The organism is Rhodococcus sp. 66b (genome assembly GCF_002076325.1).
GTDB classification, from domain to species: Bacteria; Actinomycetota; Actinomycetes; order Mycobacteriales; family Mycobacteriaceae; genus Rhodococcus_F; species Rhodococcus_F erythropolis.
Window position 1 is genome coordinate 304,239 of record NZ_MUZB01000008.1, and the last position, 15,573, is coordinate 319,811.

At 62.9% G+C, this 15,573-nt stretch carries 15 protein-coding genes and 1 pseudogene; 13 read left to right on the forward strand and 3 right to left on the reverse strand.

What is annotated here, in order from left to right:
- Positions 1–6 precede the first annotated feature (6 nt).
- The 8 genes and pseudogenes from B0E55_RS17570 (at position 7) to B0E55_RS17610 (ending at position 8,279) form a co-directional block, all read left to right on the forward strand.
- Positions 7–657, forward strand: a complete 651-nt coding sequence (locus B0E55_RS17570) for a cell division protein SepF (protein ID WP_003941752.1) — start codon at positions 7–9, stop codon at positions 655–657.
- 189 nt (positions 658–846) lie between these two features.
- Complete coding sequence (locus tag B0E55_RS17580) at positions 847–1,125, forward strand: YggT family protein (protein WP_003941780.1); 279 nt, start codon at positions 847–849, stop codon at positions 1,123–1,125.
- A gap of 126 nt (positions 1,126–1,251) precedes the next feature.
- A complete protein-coding gene (gene wag31, locus B0E55_RS17585) occupies positions 1,252–2,079 on the forward strand; it encodes a DivIVA-like cell division protein Wag31 (RefSeq protein ID WP_003941722.1) in 828 nt (275 codons plus the stop codon).
- Positions 2,080–2,128: 49 nt separating this feature from the next.
- Positions 2,129–2,314, forward strand: a pseudogene (locus B0E55_RS32645) (hypothetical protein); the annotation flags it as partial.
- 420 nt (positions 2,315–2,734) lie between these two features.
- Positions 2,735–5,848: an isoleucine--tRNA ligase gene (gene ileS / locus B0E55_RS17595; RefSeq protein ID WP_020908068.1), complete on the forward strand. Its 3,114-nt coding sequence runs from the start codon at positions 2,735–2,737 to the stop codon at positions 5,846–5,848.
- A 68-nt stretch (positions 5,849–5,916) separates the two neighbouring features.
- On the forward strand, positions 5,917–6,255 hold the full coding sequence (locus B0E55_RS17600; RefSeq protein ID WP_029255550.1) for a TfoX/Sxy family protein: 339 nt from the start codon (positions 5,917–5,919) through the stop codon (positions 6,253–6,255).
- Between the two features lie 36 nt (positions 6,256–6,291).
- Entirely contained in the window at positions 6,292–7,656 is a 1,365-nt protein-coding gene (locus B0E55_RS17605; protein ID WP_019748863.1) for a DNA polymerase IV, read from the forward strand.
- A gap of 131 nt (positions 7,657–7,787) precedes the next feature.
- Complete coding sequence (locus B0E55_RS17610; protein ID WP_228117853.1) at positions 7,788–8,279, forward strand: hypothetical protein; 492 nt, start codon at positions 7,788–7,790, stop codon at positions 8,277–8,279.
- Positions 8,280–8,362: 83 nt separating this feature from the next.
- Here the strand turns inward: B0E55_RS17610 and B0E55_RS17615 are convergent, their stop codons facing one another.
- The 3 genes from B0E55_RS17615 to B0E55_RS17625 form a co-directional block, all read right to left on the reverse strand.
- Complete coding sequence (locus tag B0E55_RS17615; protein WP_020969851.1) at positions 8,363–9,754, reverse strand: glutamate decarboxylase; 1,392 nt, start codon at positions 9,752–9,754, stop codon at positions 8,363–8,365.
- A 142-nt stretch (positions 9,755–9,896) separates the two neighbouring features.
- Positions 9,897–10,661, reverse strand: coding sequence for a sensor domain-containing protein (locus B0E55_RS17620; protein WP_241896081.1), 765 nt, complete (start codon positions 10,659–10,661; stop codon positions 9,897–9,899).
- Positions 10,658–11,584, reverse strand: coding sequence for a hypothetical protein (locus B0E55_RS17625; RefSeq protein ID WP_080910111.1), 927 nt, complete (start codon positions 11,582–11,584; stop codon positions 10,658–10,660). Before B0E55_RS17625 ends, B0E55_RS17620 begins: the two co-directional genes overlap by 4 nt.
- Before the next feature lie 68 nt (positions 11,585–11,652).
- Here B0E55_RS17625 and lspA point away from each other — a divergent pair, with 68 nt between their 5' ends.
- The 5 genes from lspA to B0E55_RS17650 form a co-directional block, all read left to right on the forward strand.
- The gene (gene lspA / locus B0E55_RS17630) at positions 11,653–12,339 is read left to right on the forward strand and encodes a signal peptidase II (RefSeq protein ID WP_021344550.1); all 687 of its coding nucleotides are present in this window, start codon (positions 11,653–11,655) and stop codon (positions 12,337–12,339) included.
- Positions 12,336–13,262 (forward strand): RluA family pseudouridine synthase, encoded by a 927-nt coding sequence (locus B0E55_RS17635; protein WP_007733161.1) that lies wholly within the window; start codon positions 12,336–12,338, stop codon positions 13,260–13,262. The genes lspA and B0E55_RS17635 overlap by 4 nt, the downstream gene beginning before the upstream one ends.
- The gene (locus B0E55_RS17640) at positions 13,259–13,942 is read left to right on the forward strand and encodes a hypothetical protein (protein ID WP_029255547.1); all 684 of its coding nucleotides are present in this window, start codon (positions 13,259–13,261) and stop codon (positions 13,940–13,942) included. Before B0E55_RS17635 ends, B0E55_RS17640 begins: the two co-directional genes overlap by 4 nt.
- Before the next feature lie 11 nt (positions 13,943–13,953).
- The gene (rarD, locus tag B0E55_RS17645; RefSeq protein WP_037120403.1) at positions 13,954–14,892 is read left to right on the forward strand and encodes an EamA family transporter RarD; all 939 of its coding nucleotides are present in this window, start codon (positions 13,954–13,956) and stop codon (positions 14,890–14,892) included.
- Positions 14,893–14,991: 99 nt separating this feature from the next.
- Positions 14,992–15,573: PHP domain-containing protein (locus B0E55_RS17650; protein ID WP_133053425.1), on the forward strand; the 582-nt coding region annotated here is incomplete at its 3' end.

Genomic DNA, 15,573 nt, shown 5'->3' on the forward strand with positions numbered 1-15,573 from the left:
CGATCAATGAGCAACCTGCATAAGTTCAAGGCTTACTTCGGCATGGTTCCCCTCGATGACTACGAGGACGAATACGTGGAGGAGCCCGATCAGGCTCGCCGCGCACCCCGTCGTAGTCACGACGGCTATGCCGAGCGCGACGACCGCGAGTTCGTCGAACCTGCCTTCTCGAAGGCGAGCTACGCGCCCAGTCGTCGTGACGAAGAGGACGCGGAGTTCGATCGCTACGATTCCCGGCCCCGCGTCGACACCGTTCCCAGCCGCAGTAGCCGCCCGGCGATGGCGCCGCGTCCGGCAAGCCGTGGAAACCTCGCGGTCGACGCCCGTGCAGAGCGTCCCGAAGCGCGACGTGCGCCTGTTGTCGATGACGGCGGCCCGCTCGCCAAGATCACGACATTGCGTCCGCAGAGCTACGCAGAGGCCCGCACCATCGGTGAGCGGTTCCGCGACGGCACTCCCGTCATCATGGATCTGGTCGACATGAGCAACGCCGACGCGAAGCGTCTGGTCGATTTCGCGGCCGGCCTGGCGTTCGCATTGCGTGGTTCTTTCGACAAGGTAGCCACCAAAGTGTTTCTTCTCTCACCGGCTGACATCGACGTTTCCGCTGAGGAACGCCGTCGTATCGCGGAGACGGGTTTCTACAGCCAGAAATGATGGTCTCGACCGCAGTCCGGCCCCTGAGCAGGGGTGACGTGAGCACATTCGAACGGCGGCCCGTCTCGGCGGACGCCGCATTCGGACCCATCGCCGGCCGTTACAAGACGGACTCGATGCGGGCCGGTTCCGGAATTGCTGCGGTGTGTCTGTTTTGGACACACCGCAGAAGTCAGGCAGAGTGAGGGTGTGGACGCGCTTCTCTCTGTGATCTATCTGGTGCTGGTTGTCTTCTGGCTGTTGCTGATCGGCAGAGTGATCGTCGAGTTCGTTCGTTCGTTTGCCAGAGATTGGCGACCGACCGGATTGGTCGCAGTCATTCTCGAAACCATTTTTACGATCACCGATCCTCCGGTGAAACTGCTCCGCAGGTTGATCCCCCCGATCAACCTCGGTGGAGTTCGCTTGGATCTATCCATCATGGTCTTGCTTTTCATCGTCATCATCCTGATGTCGGTTGTTCGCTGAGCGCAGTCCGAGTGAGTGGTATGCCAGAATGGAAGCCATAACTCATCCGGTGGTTCGCCACTACGTAGACTGTGTTGCAACTGAATGCTTGCTAGACCGCCAAATGACGCGTGAAGGGATCCTTCCATGCCGCAACTGACTCCAGCTGACGTGCACAACGTTGCGTTCAGCAAGCCGCCTATCGGCAAGCGTGGCTACAACGAGGACGAGGTCGACGCATTCCTCGACCTCGTCGAGCAGGCGCTGTCGCAGCTCATCGAAGAGAATGCGGACCTGCGCCAGCGCGTAGGTGAGCTGGATCAGGAGCTCGCGGCTGCCAAGAAGTCGCCGGCACCTGCTCAGCAGGCAGCACCCGTCGCAGCGCAGCCCAAGCCGGAGCCCGCTCGGGTTGTCGAACCGCCCAAGCCTGCACCCGTTGCAGCTCCGGTTCCCGCCGCCGCTGCCGTTGCAGCGCCGCAGAGTGGCGACACCCACATGCAGGCCGCGAAGGTCCTCGGACTGGCTCAGGAGATGGCGGACCGCCTCACCAACGATGCCAAGACCGAATCCGAGCAGCTGCTCGGCAGTGCTCGCACCAACTCCGAGCAGCTCATGAGCGAGGCTCGCAGCAAGGCCGACGGCATGATCGCGGATGCGCGCAACAAGTCGGAGGCAATGCTGACCGACGCTCAGACTCGCTCCGAGACCCAGCTTCGCCAGGCTCAGGAGAAGGCAGACGCTCTCAAGGCAGACGCCGAGAAGAAGCACACCGAAATCATGGCGACCATCAACCAGCAGCGTTCGGTCCTCGAGGGCCGTATCGAGCAGCTGAAGACGTTCGAACGTGAGTACCGGGTGCGCCTGAAGTCCTACCTGGAATCGCAGCTCGAAGAGCTCGAACAGCGTGGCTCGGCCGTTCCGGTCGACGGTGGACAGGATTCCTACAGCCCGTCCTTCGCCAAGGGAAACAGCTGACCGAGAGCGCCTCGTCGGCTCAGCTATCGGACCGGACAAAGGTTGATACGTGCTGGTCGTGACGTTGGTTCTCGCGGGAGTTGGCTTCGCTCTCCTGATCGTTGCCCTGACCACAGGGTCGCTGATCTGGGCGTGGGCATGTATCGCGATTTGTGTAGCAGGTGCCGTCCTCCTGCTGGTCAGTGCGCTGACCAGCAGGAAGGCGGTTCCTTCGTTGGATGACCCGATATCGGGCAGCGGCGTGTCGTCGCCTTACGGTCGAGTCGAGAGTTCCTCGGATTCCTCGACCGATGATGCAGCTACTGCCAACGACGACAATCAGGGAAACCACGGCGGGTCGCCGGGTACCCCCGACAAGACCTAGGGCGAGTTCCGACAAGGTCCAGGACGAGTATTAGACTGTCCAACACGAATACCAGGCTGTGATCCGGCAATCACCGGGGAGCTTTCGGAAGAACGGTTGTCGACGCTTTCGTACGTGTCGAGGACCCAGTAGAACCGAACGGGTGAGCCCGTCACAGCTCGATCGAGTGGCAGCTCGAGATCCGGTGTGAAAGCACGGATCTGCGGGGTGCAAACGGGGTGGTACCGCGGTGTCGGCGCACAAGCGTCACGTCGTCCCCGTGCCGAGTCCGACTGGCACGAGGAGATCGCCATGGCGAGTAACGGGTATCCCAAAGTCGACTACGGTGTCCCCGCCGACACCGGAGTCAAGTTCCCCGAACTGGAACAGAAAGTCCTGAAACAGTGGGACGACGACGACACCTTCCGTGCGTCGGTTTCCAATCGGGACGGTAACGAAGAGTTCGTTTTCTACGACGGACCGCCATTCGCAAACGGTTTGCCGCACTACGGCCACCTGCTGACGGGGTACGTCAAGGACCTGGTGCCGCGCTTCCAGACAATGCGTGGACGCAAGGTCGAACGACGCTTCGGCTGGGATTGCCACGGCCTTCCGGCAGAGCTCGAAGCGGAGAAGCAGCTCGGCATCAAGGACAAGGCCGAGATCGAAGTCATGGGTCTGGCCAAGTTCAACGAGTACTGCAAGGCCTCGGTGCTCAAGTACACCGACGAGTGGCGTGACTACGTCACCCGCCAGGCGCGCTGGGTCGATTTCGACAACGACTACAAGACCCTGGACGTCGACTTCATGGAGTCCGTCATGTGGGCCTTCAAGGAGCTGCACGACAAGGGCCTGATCTATCAGGGCTTCCGTGTGCTGCCCTACAGCTGGTACGAGCAGACTCCACTGTCCAATCAGGAGACTCGCCTCGACGATGCGTACAAGATGCGTCAGGATCCTGCAGTCACGGTCGACATGCCGCTGGTCGCTCCGGGTTCACCCCTCGACGGCGCAAACGCGATCATCTGGACCACGACTCCGTGGACACTGCCGTCCAACTTGGCCACTGCGGTTCATCCCGAGGTCGACTACGTCCAGGTGCTCGGCGAGGACGGAAAGCGGTACGTGCTCGCAGAAGCACGGGTAGCTCATTACGCACGTGAGCTGGGGGAGGACCCCGAGGTCGTTTCCCGTCACAAGGGCGCCGAACTGGTCGGACTGTCGTACACACCGCCGTTCGACTTCTTCCTCGGACATCCGAATGCGCACGTCGTGCTCTCGGCGGACTACGTGACAACCGACTCCGGAACCGGAATCGTCCACCTCGCACCGGCTTTCGGTGAAGAGGATATGGACGTGGCCACGGCCAACGGTATCGAGGTCGTACAGCCGCTCGATCCGGGTGGAAAGTTCACCTCGATGGTTCCGCCGTACGAGGGTCTGATGGTGTTCGACGCCAACCCGGTCATCATCAAGGACCTCAAGGCTGCCGGAAAGCTGCTGCGGCACGAGACGATCGAGCACTCGTACCCACACAGTTGGCGCAGTGGGCAGCCGCTGATCTACATGGCGGTCCCCTCGTGGTTCGTCGCGGTCACCAAGTTCCGAGATCGCATGGTCGAGCTGAACAAGGACATCACGTGGGTGCCCGAGCACATCCGTGACGGCCAGTTCGGCAAGTGGCTCGAAGGTGCACGAGACTGGAACATCAGCCGAAACCGCTACTGGGGCAGCCCGATCCCGGTGTGGGTGTCGGACGATCCGCAGTACCCGCGTACGGACGTGTACGGCTCGCTCGATCAGTTGGAGGCAGACTTCGGCGTCCGTCCGACCGATCTGCATCGCCCGATGATCGACGACCTGGTCCGCCCGAACCCCGACGACCCGACCGGGAAGTCGATGATGCGCCGCGTTCCCGAGGTGCTCGACTGCTGGTTCGAATCCGGTTCGATGCCGTACGCGCAGGTGCACTACCCATTCGAGAACCGTGAATGGTTCGAGGGCCATTTCCCGGGCGATTTCATCGTCGAGTACAACGGGCAGACTCGCGGCTGGTTCTACACGCTGCACGTGCTGGCAACCGCACTCTTCGATCGTCCGGCGTTCAAAACCGTTGCTGCGCACGGCATCGTGCTCGGCGACGACGGACTGAAGATGAGCAAGTCCAAGGGCAACTACCCGGACGTGAAGGAGGTGTTCAACCGCGACGGCAGCGATGCCATGCGCTGGTTCCTGATGTCTTCGCCGATCTTGCGCGGCGGAAACCTCATCGTGACCGAGCAGGGCATCCGCGAAGGCGTACGTCAGGCGTTGCTCCCGCTGTGGAACGCCTGGAGCTTCCTGCAGTTGTACGCGCCGGAATCCGGTGTGTGGCGTACCGATTCGGAGAACATCCTCGATCAGTACATCCTGGCCAAGCTCGCTACCACCCGCGACGTGATCACCGAGGCCCTCGAGGTCAACGACATCGCCGGCGCGTGCGACGAGCTTCGGTTGTTCTGTGATGCGCTCACCAACTGGTATGTGCGACGGTCTCGTTCGCGGTTCTGGGACGAGGATCGCGACGCGATCGACACCCTGCACACAGTGCTCGAGGTCGTGACGCGTCTCGCTGCGCCGCTGTTGCCGCTGGTGTCCGAGGTGATCTGGCGCGGGTTGACCGGGGAGCGCTCGGTTCACCTGGCTGATTGGCCCGAGGCGTCGGAGCTCCCCGCGAACCCCGAGCTGGTAGCGGCGATGGACGACGTCCGGACCGTGTGCTCCACGGTGCTGAGCCTGCGCAAGGCGCAGAATCTGCGAGTTCGTCTTCCGCTGCCCGAGGTCACGGTTGCGGCGCCGGATGCCGAGCGTCTGCGTCCGTTCCTCGGACTGATTGCCGACGAGGTCAACGTCAAGAAGGTCGATCTGACCGATGACGTCGACGTGCACGGGCGCTTCGAGATCGCGGTCAACGCGCGTGCTGCAGGACCGCGTCTGGGCAAGTCCGTTCAGACTGTCATCAAGGCGGTCAAGGCGGGCGACTGGACCGAGAACGCGGACGGCGTCGTAGTTGCGGCGGGCATCGAACTGCTGCCCGAGGAGTACACGCAGAAACTGGTTGCAGCCGAGCCTGATTCGACGGCGGCATTGCCAGACGGTGCGGGACTCGTCGTACTCGATTCCGTCGTGACGGAGGAACTCGAAGCCGAGGGCTGGGCGAAGGACCGTATCCGTCAGTTGCAGGATGCGCGTCGTGCCGCCGGTTTGGACGTCTCGGACCGGATCAACGTCGTACTCGAGGTTCCGCAGGACTGCAAGGAGTGGGCGGAGCGTCATCGCGAATTGATCGCCGGTGAGGTTCTGGCCACCTCGTTCTCGGTGGGTGAAGCGGGAGACGACGCCGTCGATCTCGGTGACGGTATCCGCGCCGCGATCACGAAGGTCTAATACCGCCGTAACTACTCCGGCTCCCCGATGAATGTCTGTATGTCAGGGTGCCGGAGTAGTTTGCTCTCATGAGTACGAGCAAGGAAACCGTGGCGAGCATTCTCGAGCAGTTGGAACCGCTCGACGTGCGGGCAAGGGCGATGTTCGGCGAGTACGGATTGTATTGCGACGAGAAGATCGTGGGCTTGATCTGCGGAGACGTTCTGTTCGTCAAACCCACCGAGGTCAGTGCCGAGTTCGGATCAGAGGCCGATCTGGCTCCGCCGTACCCGGGAGCGAAGGATTACTACCGGGTGACGGAGGAACGGCTGCAGGACCTCGATCACCTGCACGCCTTCATTCAACGGACTGCCGACGTACTACCCCTGCCGAAGAAGAAGTCGCCCAAGAAGAAGGCGCGGACGTAAATTCTGCACCTACTTTTGAGAGAACCGTAACGCCCGATGAATCAAGGTGATCCCACACGAAGTCGCAGGTGGGTGCTGCATCTCGACATGGATGCGTTTTTCGCTTCCGCCGAGCAGTTGACGCGTCCCACGCTGCGAGGTCGGCCGGTGCTGGTCGGCGGCTTGGGCGGGCGCGGAGTGGTGGCCGGGGCAAGTTACGAAGCGAGAGTTTTCGGTGCGCGTTCGGCAATGCCGATGCACCAAGCACGCCGGATGGTCGGTGGCGGAGCGGTGGTATTGCCACCGCGGATGTCGTTGTATTCAGTTCTGAGTAAACGCACCTTCGACGCGTTGCGCCTTCGTATGCCGATCCTCGAGCAATTGTCGGTGGACGAGGCATTCGGCGAACCAGTGGAATTGGCCGGAGTCGGCGCCGACGAGGTCCGCGCGTTTTGTGAGGACCTGCGGGCGTTGATCAAAGCCGAGACCGGGTTGGTCGCCTCGATCGGTGCCGGCGCAGGTAAGCAGGTCGCCAAGATCGCGTCGGGACTGGCAAAGCCCGACGGCGTCGCAGTGATTCCTCCCGGGATGCAGCACGAGTTGCTCGATCCACTTCCGGTGCGAAAGCTGTGGGGGATCGGCCCTGTTGCCGAGGAAAAGCTGAAGCGTCTCGGCATCGAAACCATCGGAGGGTTTGCCCGCACTCCCATAGCGGAGGTGGCGTCGATACTCGGAACCACTGTCGGACCGGGGTTGCATCGGCTCGCGCAGGGGATCGACGACCGGCCGGTCGCGGAGCGTGCCGAATCCAAGCAGATCAGCGCGGAATCCACGTTCGCCGCAGACATCGTCACTATGGCGCAACTGCGCGCGGCCGTCGAAAGTAGTGGTCGCGCAGCATTTTCCAGGCTGGAGAAGGACGGAAGAGCAGCTCGCACCGTCGTACTGAAGCTCAAGAAGTCCGATATGAGCATTCTGACGCGATCCGTGACGTTGCCGTTTGCCACCATCGACCGCCAAATCCTTGTCGCGACTGCGCAGAAACAGGTCATCGACCCGCAGGAATTGGGGCCGATTCGCCTCGTCGGTGTGGGATTCGCCGGTTTGTCCACCGTTCGGCAAGGATCACTTTTTCCCGAGTTGGATCAGGATGTTCCCGGCTATCCGGTCGAGACTCTCACGGGCGCCCTCGATGAGGCCGAACTCGACGTTCCGGTGGCCGCACGCGTCCCTCAGCGCTACTGGCACCCTGGTTTGGACGTGAAGCATCCAGAATACGGACACGGTTGGGTGCAAGGCGCCGGGCACGGAGTGGTGACAGTTCGCTTCGAAACCCGTTCCAGCGGAACGGGAATAGCCAAAACCTTCGCCGAATCGGATGAGGTGCTCGAGGTAGCAGATGCGGTCGACAGCCTTCTCTGAGGATGTCCTTAGACTTTTTCCGCTTACCGTTGGGTAATGTTGTCGACGATCCTCGAGCAAGCACGATGTTCGACTGACGCTCGAATGTGAACACCCGAATGGATAGGACTGAGAAGTTGAAGCTTCAGAAGATGACCGTTGCAGCCGTGGCGATCGCAGCAGCCCTGACGATGACCGCTTGTGGCTCGGATGACAAGACCGACTCACCCACCACGACGTCCAAGAGTGCGACGGCCACCACCAGCACCACGGACGTTGCAGCTCCCGAGCTCCCGACGTCTGCTGAGCTCAACGGCAAGGTCGCTCAGGCACTCGACGAGACCGTTCCGGCCGCAGACAAGGTCAACCTCGTCCAGGGCGCCGAGCAGGATCCCGAGCTGATCAACCAGGTCGCCGCTGCCGCCAAGGCTGCCGGCGCGCAGGTCGAGATCCTCGACCCGGTCACCGACACGGGTAGCGAGACGGCCGCAGCTTCGCTGAACATCGTCGTCAACGGCCAGCCGCTGCAGCAGGGTCTGCAGGCTTCGTTCGTCTACGAGGACGGCGTCTGGAAGCTCTCGAAGACCACCGCTTGCCAGATCGTCGGCGTTGCAGGTCTGACCTCGCCTGCTTGCGCTGCTTGATCTCTGCGCAACACCTGAAACACCAGAGCGGCCGTCGACCCCCGAAAGGGAGTCGGCGGCCGCTCTTCATGCAGTGAGCGTCGTCAGTGATGGAATCCCTCGGTGACGCGTGGCCGCGGCATCGGGCTGTCGAGTTCGTCGAGGAACGCGGTTTCCTCTTCGATGATGCGCAGCAGATTGGCTGCCAGGTCCATGCTCAGTCCGTTACGAACCACGATGCGCTGCACTGTCAGATCCGAGAGATCGTCCGGCATGGGATAGGCCGGCACCAACCAGCCCTTGCCCCGCAGCCGGTCGGACAGGTCGTACAGCGTCCAGTTGGACGTGTGGCCCTCGGCGAGGCGCCACGCGAAGACCGGGATGTCGGAACCGTCGTTCCACAATTCGAAGGCGTCGAGCTTCCCGATTCCTTCGGCGAGGAATTTCGCCACGTCCTGTGAGGACTGCTGGATCGCGCGATAGCCGTCGTGGCCGAGACGCAGGAACAAGTAGAACTGCAGGATCACCTGAGCACCGGGCCGCGAGAAGTTCAGCGCGAAGGTCGGCATACTGCCGCCGAGGTAGCTCACCTTGAACACGAGGTCGTCGGGAAGTAGATCCTGCGATCGCCAGACCACCCAGCCGAGGCCGGGATAGACGAGTCCGTACTTGTGCGCCGAGGTGTTGATGGAGTGCACGCGCGGGAGCCGGAAATCCCATTCGAGTTCCGGCTGTAGGAACGGGGCGATCATTGCGCCGGAAGCGCCGTCGACGTGGATGGGAACGTCGAGTCCCGTCTTTTCCTGGATCGCGTCGAGTGCCTTCGAGATTTCCAGGACCGGCTCGTACATCCCGGTGTACGTGACACCCATGATCGCGATTACGCCGATGGTGTTCTCATCGACGTACTTGTCCAGATCGTGACCGTCGAGGGTCCGGTGTTCCTCGCTGATCGGCACGTAGCGCGCCTCGACGTCCCAGTAGTTGCAGAATTTCTCCCAGCACACCTGGACGGCGGAACTCATGATGAGATTTGGTTTTTCGGTGGACTTCCCCGCGGCTTTTCGTGCGTGCTGCCAGCGTCGTTTCATCGCCAGGCCACCGAGCATGCACGCCTCGGACGAACCGATCGTCGAGGTACCGATTGCGTCCTTGGGGGAGGGCGAGTGCCAGAGGTCGGCAAGGATGCGCCAGCAATAGGTTTCGATCGCGGCGGTCTGTGGATACTCGTCCTTGTCGATCATGTTCTTGTCGAACGACTCGGTATACAGCTTGGTGGCGTGGTCGTCCATCCACGTGCTGACAAACGTCGCGAGATTGAGCCGCGCATTGCCGTCGAGCATCGTTTCGTCGTGGACGATCTGATAGGCGGTCTCGGGAAGCATGCCGTCGGGTTCGAGTGTGTACTTCGATGCAACCGAATCCTCGCCAGGCCTCGAGAAGATCGGATTGACGGCTACGTAATCGGTGTGATCTGACCTTCTGGGTTCCGGCATGAACTCTGGCTCCTCACATCAGTGTGTCGCGTTGGTCTGTTTCGTACCTACTCTCACCGTTCAGTGTGGACGGGCAGTTGTCAAAGGGTCTGTGGTCCCGAATCATTCGCGTAAGGCCGAGACGGGACTAATCCGCTCGTTGTCAGGGCGTTTGTGCGCGCAGGCGATCGGCGGCGGCCGACGCCATCGAGTGCAGAACATCGGGGGCGATCGCACTCGGCGCCGTCGCGGACACCTGAGTCAACGTCGTCCCGACTGCGGCCACGATCGCGTCGGCAACCAAGGTGAAACCACCACTCTCCGTGATGATTCGGAAAGCGAAAGACGCGTCGCCGACGTTCGGGCCCGACGCTCCGCCGACGCGATAGGTGATTTTCGTTCCGTCGGCATCGGTTCCCGAATACTCCGCACACCCGGCCAGCGTGGTCTGAAGTTTCTCGAAAGCTGCTGCTGCCGCGGTGCCGTCGGCGTACGAAGCAGAGTCCTGATCGATGCTCGTGAAATCGGGGCCGGTGAACATGTCGGAGAGGTCGGCGACCGATTCGGGAGCCTGGGTGGCTATCGGCGCCAGAACCTGGGCGCAGACGGCGGGGTCGGTGCTCGACTTGTCCGCCTCCGAACTCTCCGGCGCCGGTGCGAGGCCGAGGTCGTCGACCGGGTCGGGAACTATGTCGAAGTCCGCAGGTAGTTCGGAGAGGGTGAGCGCGGCTCGTTGCAGCGCATCACGGTCGAGAGGTGCCCCGCTCAGCGATGCGGCCGGAGCAGCTGTGAACGGCGTCAAGCCGACCTGTGGGGCGGAAACCTGCGTAGTTGTGTCAGCACTAGGAGAGTCGTCCGAGCCGCAACCGGTGACGACGAACAGTGCCGCCGTTGCTGTCAGGCCCAGTGCGAGCGATCGGCGTGTCACGATTCCCACCGAATGCTGTTGGAGATGGTCTGCCGGATCACCGAGGAACTGTCCGGATCTCCGTACGCCTGGTCGCCGCCGACGGTCATCTGTCCGTCGATCGGCAAGGGGAGTGAGAGGTCGACGGTGAGGTTTCCGGAGCCGGCCATGACGTACTGATCGATGTTCAGCGTTCCGGCGTCACCGGCCAGGTTCCAGACCGGGCTCTGCGGGGTCTGCGATACGTCCACCGCGAGCGAAAGCCGATTACCCTCGCGCGCGGTGAGCGTGACGGTGGTTGTCTGATCGAGCAGGATTTCACTGCTGACTTGTTGTCGAACCACCCAACGTGCGCCGACACCGACCGGAGCGTCGGGGAGTGCAACGGTCCGGTAGACCGCTTGGCCGAGCGCCTGTTCGATTGCAGCGCGGGCAGCATTGGCCGAGTTGGCGGACGGCTTCAACCGTAGGGCGGTGATGGCGCCCGAATCCGTGACCGACAATCCGGCCGCAGATCCGTCGGCCCCGCTCAGCGCTGCCTGCAGCGTTGCATCCGGCGAGGTCATCGACGACAGCGTCAGGTCCACGACAGCGGTGGGATCGTCAGCGGTCACGTTTGCCGAGAGCGGGATCGTGATCTCCGGCGAAGAGAAATCTTGTGCCGGCTGTTGATCGATCTGCTGACTCACGACCGCCTGGGTGACGAGCGTCGCCGTCTGCGTGGTGCCGACAGGCAAGTTCATGCGCAACACCTCGCGCGGTTCGCTTCCCGTATCGAGTACCTCGACGGTGGCGGCGGTCACCGGAACAGTGACTTCGCTCGGCGACGAGGTAGGTGTGGTGGGAGGTTGATCCGAGTCGCCGCAAGCGGTGAGAACGGTGGTGAGAGCGAGGGCAGCGAGGGCGAACGGAACTCGTCGGCCGGTCGTGGACAGCAGTGGCACGCGCTCCAGGCTAGCCGCAGTTGCAGAGTGCGTGACCCGGTGCGGTGAACATGAGGGATGATGGTTGCGTGAGTACAGACCACCCAGACCGAGATGTCAACGCGGAGGATCAGCCGATTACCGAAATCTCGAAGGCCGACGAGCCCGAAACCGTGAAACCGGAAGCCGTGAAATCGGAAGACGGTGACCTGGCGGTTGCGCCGGTCGCAAAGCCCCGCCGGCTGACCATGCTCATTGCCATCGCCGCTGTCATCCTGCTCTCGGACATTCTCACGAAGGTGTGGGCCGTCGCCGCGGTCAAGCCGGGGCAGCCGATCGAAATCATCGGTGACGTGGTCACATTCACGATGGTGCGCAATCCCGGTGCAGCGTTCTCGATGGCGACGTCGATGACGTGGATCCTCACCCTCGTCGCCATCGGTGTCGTCATCGGTGTGATCAAGATCGGTCGCACGCTCCGATCGCCGTGGTGGGCGCTGGGTCTCGGCCTCGTGCTCGGCGGCGCGCTGGGTAACCTCGTCGACCGATTCTTCCGCTCTCCCGGAATCATGCGCGGACATGTGGTGGACTTCGTCTCCGTCGGTTGGTGGCCCGTGTTCAACATCGCGGATTCCGCGATCGTCTGTGGCGCGATCCTGCTTGTCGTACTGACTCTTTTCGGCTTCGAACCCAACGGTGAACGCCTGCGTGATCACAAGGCGGACGACAAGAAGCTCACCGAATCGAAGGCCGCAGCCGAGGGAGAAACCAAGTGAGGGAATCCCGTTCGATGCCCGTGCCCGACGGCCTCGACGCCATGCGGGTCGATGCCGGCCTCGCGCGCCTTCTCGGACTCTCGCGCACCGTGGTCGCGACACTCGCGGAAGAAGGCTCGGTACTCGTCGACGGTGTGGCGGTCGGCAAGTCCGATCGTCTGACCGCAGGGTCGTGGCTCGAGGTTGTCCTGCCCGAACCGCCGCGGCCCCTGACCATCGAGGCGACACCGGTCGAGGGGATGGAGATCCTCTACGCCGACGACGACGTCGTTGCAGTCGACAAGCCCGTCGGAGTTGCCGCGCACGCCAGCGTCGGGTGGACGGGACCGACGGTCATCGGCGGACTTGCCGCGGCCGGTTTCCGTATCTCGACGTCCGGTGCCCACGAGCGTCAGGGCATCGTCCACCGTCTGGACGTCGGAACGTCGGGTGTCATGGTGGTTGCCACCTCCGAGCGCGCATACACCTTGCTCAAGCGCGCTTTCAAGCAGCGGACCATCGACAAGCGCTACCACGCTCTCGTGCAGGGACACCCCGACCCGAGCAGCGGAACCATCGACGCCCCGATCGGACGCCACCACGGGAACGACTGGCGATTCACGGTCACGGCCGACGGCAAGCCCAGCGTCACGCACTACGACACCATCGAGGCGTTCCAGGCAGCGAGTCTGCTGGACGTGCACCTCGAAACCGGTCGCACACACCAGATCCGTGTCCACTTCTCGGCGTTGCGCCATCCGTGCTGCGGCGACCTGACCTACGGCGCGGACCCCCGACTTGCCGAGAGGCTCGGTCTCGAACGCCAGTGGCTGCACGCAGTCTCGCTCGGCTTCGCCCACCCGGCGGACGGTCGCTGGGTCGAGATCAAGAGCAAGTACCCGAAGGATCTCGAACACGCACTCGAAGTTCTCCGGTCCTCATGACACCGCGCGGGCTTACCCCCGCGCTGGCCGTCGTCGCGGTGGTGGTCGGTGTGGCGGCGGTGGTGGGCGTGGGGTTCGCGAATCCCGTGCCGACCCCGCCGATCACGACGGACACTCTCGGTCCGGACAGCGGGGAAGCTGTGCCGGACTACCTCGACCGAGCGCGAGATTCTGTCGCGTCGGTCGATGGGCCGGTGTGGGCGTTGGTCTCGTTCACGAAGGCACTCACCGTCGACGAGGTCATCACGTCGACCAGCAGTGTTCAGGTGCCGGGCGCTGAAGTCTCGGGCGTTCGCGTGTCCAGGGTCATGTTCCGAGTTCCGATCGAGCGCGTCCAGACGCCGCTCATGTCCGTGCCCGTTCCCGACAACGACGAAGCAGTGCGCAGATCGCCCGGTGTTGCAGCCACGCGACTGATCTCGCTCGGCGGCGACACCGATCGTCAGCAACAGGTGGCGCTCGCGTCGGCGAAGCAATTGTCCGCCGGGTGCGCCTGCGCGGTGGGCGTGCTGGTGCGAGCTACTCCCGAAGGACTCGAAGCGATCGAACATGACTCGAACGTCCGTGCAGTGGAAGCATTGCCGTCCGACGCCTCGCTGTGGTTCGCTGCCGTTCGTCCCTTGCTGCCGGAGTACGTGGACGTCGTTGCTCCCGGCCCCGACGACGGCCCGGTCCCGTGAACTCCGGTTCCGTGAACAAGGACGAACGCGCTAGGTCCGGTTCGTCCTCGGGGATCTTCTACGGTGTGGCGGCGTTCCTGTTGTGGGGAACGTTCCCGGCATTCTTCGGACTACTCGACTTCGCCGATCCGGTCGAGATCCTTGCGCACCGAGTGGTGTGGACCCTTCTGTTGATGCTGATCGTGTTGGCCTTTGCCGGTCGCCTCGGATCGCTTCGCGGCATCAGCGCACGCACCTGGCTGCTGGTGACCGCGGCATCAGCGGCGATCGCGGTGAACTGGGGGACGTACATCTATGCCGTGGTGTCAGGTCGCGTCGTGGAGGCGGCCCTCGGGTACTTCATCAACCCACTGGTCACCGTGCTGCTCGGCGTCGTGATCTTCCGCGAACGATTGCGCCGCGCTCAGATCGCCGCCCTCGTCCTCGCCGCAACGGCAGTTGTCGTGATCACGGTCGACTTCGGTAAACCGCCGATCGTCGCATTGGTGCTCGCCGGTTCGTTTGCCACCTACGGGCTGGTCAAGAAGGTGGTTCCGCTCGATCCCCGAACCAGTTTGACTGCCGAGGGAGTCGTCGCCGCACCCTTCGCGGTCGGCTACCTCGTGTTTCTCGGCCTGACCGGGGCCGGTGCATTCATCAGCAGCGGCGCCGGACACAGCTTGTTGCTGCTTGCCGCCGGCCCGGTCACCGCACTGCCACTGCTCCTGTTCGGCGTCGCCGCTCAGCGAGTTCCGTTGGCGACGATGGGCATGCTGCAGTACCTCACCCCGGCGCTGCAGATGGCGTGGGGTGTGGCCGTCATGCACGAGGACATGCCGGCCTCACGCTGGATCGGCTTCGTTCTGATCTGGGCTGCGCTGGTGATCTTCACGACAGATACCTTCGTCGCCAGTCGACGTTCGCGGCGTTCGATGAGGTCGAGCGCCGAACCTGAGGTTCCGGTCACGTGATCGGAGGCGGCACACTGCGACTCCACGATGGCGGTCGCCGAACGTGTCGGCAACGCGGCATACACTCGATCTCGCTCCCAGACCTTCAGAGAGGCGCACGTGGCTGACTCGTTCGTACATCTTCACAATCACACCGAGTACTCGATGCTCGACGGTGCGGCCAAGGTCGGCGCCATGTTCGAGGAGGCCGCTCGTCTCGAAATGACCGCTGTCGGCATGACCGACCACGGAAACATGTACGGCGCCAGCCAGTTCTACAACGAGGCCAAGAGTGCCGGCATCAAGCCGATCATCGGCATCGAGGCGTACATCGCACCCGAATCCCGCTTCAACACCAAACGAGTTCTCTGGGGTGATCGCAGCCAGAAGTCCGACGACGTCTCCGGTAGCGGTGCGTACACGCACATGACGATGGTGGCCGAGAACGCCACGGGGCTCCGAAACCTCTTCAAGCTGTCTTCTCTCGCGTCAATCGAGGGACAGCTCGGCAAGTGGCCTCGCATGGACGAGGAACTCATCGCGGCGCACGCCGAGGGCATTATCGCCACCACCGGTTGCCCTTCGGGTGAGATTCAGACGCGTCTTCGTCTCGGTCACGATCGCGAGGCTCTCGAAGCTGCCGCGAAGTGGCAGGAGATCTGGGGACCGGACAACTTCTTCCTCGAACTGATGGATCACGGT

Bases quoted from the DNA above. Each gene is read 5' to 3' on its own strand.
- wag31 (WP_003941722.1), top strand. From the start codon at position 1,252: ATGCCGCAACTGACTCCAGCTGACGTGCACAACGTTGCGTTCAGCAAG.
- B0E55_RS17640 (WP_029255547.1), top strand. From the start codon at position 13,259: ATGACACCGCGCGGGCTTACCCCCGCGCTGGCCGTCGTCGCGGTGGTG.
- B0E55_RS17600 (WP_029255550.1), top strand. From the start codon at position 5,917: ATGAGTACGAGCAAGGAAACCGTGGCGAGCATTCTCGAGCAGTTGGAA.
- B0E55_RS17570 (WP_003941752.1), top strand. From the start codon at position 7: ATGAGCAACCTGCATAAGTTCAAGGCTTACTTCGGCATGGTTCCCCTC.
- B0E55_RS17610 (WP_228117853.1), top strand. From the start codon at position 7,788: ATGACCGTTGCAGCCGTGGCGATCGCAGCAGCCCTGACGATGACCGCT.
- B0E55_RS17605 (WP_019748863.1), top strand. From the start codon at position 6,292: ATGAATCAAGGTGATCCCACACGAAGTCGCAGGTGGGTGCTGCATCTC.
- ileS (WP_020908068.1), top strand. From the start codon at position 2,735: ATGGCGAGTAACGGGTATCCCAAAGTCGACTACGGTGTCCCCGCCGAC.
- B0E55_RS17615 (WP_020969851.1), bottom strand. From the start codon at position 9,754: ATGCCGGAACCCAGAAGGTCAGATCACACCGATTACGTAGCCGTCAAT.